Here is a 1,447-nt window from a genome sequence, read left to right as displayed (position 1 = left end):
TGTTCTGTTCTCCAAACAGCAGAGATAGCCCCTTTTTTCAAAGTGGGAAACAAACTGTCTTTTGTCTATAAATCCAATCAGTATCATTTCGACATCACGGACATGGTGAAGAATGAGCAGAAAATTGAGATTAAAGCAGATAGCTTAACGCTTGAACTTCGAAATGAAGACAGCGGTAGTTATAAAGCGAGTGCGCCGATGTCGTTAGAAGAATACCTCAAAGTATTTCTTTTTTCTGGTGACAATCCAATTGAAATGGGTGTCAACGAAGTAGCGGATAAGAAAATCACGGCTGAGTGGGACGGTGAAGAAACGAGCATTCTTGCTCGTTTATTTAGTTTAGCCAACAAGTTTAGTGCGGAGCTTGAATTTGTCACAGTGTTAAATAAACACTGGGGACTTGAAAAAATCGTGCTGAACGCTTATTTACAGCATGATGACCAGCATCAAGGCATCGGTGAAAATCGCACGGATGTGCTACTCGAATATGGCAACAATGTTGAAACTGTCGAAATCAAAGAAAACATTGATAATTTGAAAACGGCTATTCAGCCAACTGGCACAGACGGATTGACAATTGCAAATGTTATCATTGATGAACGTGATAAGAATGGTAATATCCTATTTCAAAGTGAAAAAGGAAGTCCGTATATTCGAGCTGTACAAGTAAGAAATCAATTTATTTCAAAGATTGGTGGCGAGGGTTACACCTTAAAAAAATGGTCTTATGACACCACTAGCGATACCGTTTTAGCTGGTCAAGCATTAGCGGAACTGAAAAAGTTGTCTCAAATAGAAACAACCGTCACCATTAAAGCCTATGAGGATTTGAATATCGGGGACAGTATTCTTGTTCAAAATACCGGATATATACCTACGTTAAACCTTTCTGCCCGCATCAGTGAACAAGATATTTATTTTGATGAACCTAGCCGGAACACGAGTACCTTTACCAACGTAGAAATTCTACAATCGGAAGTGGATACCTCCTTATTAGCCCGGATGCAAGAACTGCTTGAAGCAAACAAAACCTATACATGTACGATTATTTCGGACAACGGCGTAGTCTTCAAAAACAACGAAGGGGCGACGACGTTAGAAGCAAGTGCGAGAGACGTTGGGGCTGACAAAACAGACCAGTTTGTCATTAATTGGTTTAAAGATGGTGCAGTAGTGGCCACAGGCAAGGAAATGACGATTCTTGCAACGAGTGTCGCCGATAAGTCTGTGTATCGTTTCGACGCAGTCAATACCGATGGAAAAGTCGTAGGTAGTGCAGAAGTCACTGTCAGCAACGTTTCCGATGGTAAAGATGGAGAAAAAGGGGACAAGGGAGACCGAGGCGACCAAGGTATTCAAGGCTTACAGGGTCCTCAAGGAACGCAAGGAGTCCGTGGTCCTACGGGTGCTGATGGGAAAACTCAATACACCCATATTGCTTACGCAG

At 42.0% G+C, this 1,447-nt stretch carries 1 protein-coding gene; it reads left to right on the top strand.

From position 1 onward, the window contains the following. Positions 1 to 1,447 (top strand): phage tail spike protein (locus ACYSNU_RS18875; protein ID WP_461738612.1); only part of this gene is annotated, 1,447 nt, incomplete at both ends.

The organism is Enterococcus sp. LJL120, assembly GCF_054871765.1.
Note: the sequence above shows the minus strand (reverse complement) of the source record. Positions and strands in the feature narration are given on the sequence as shown.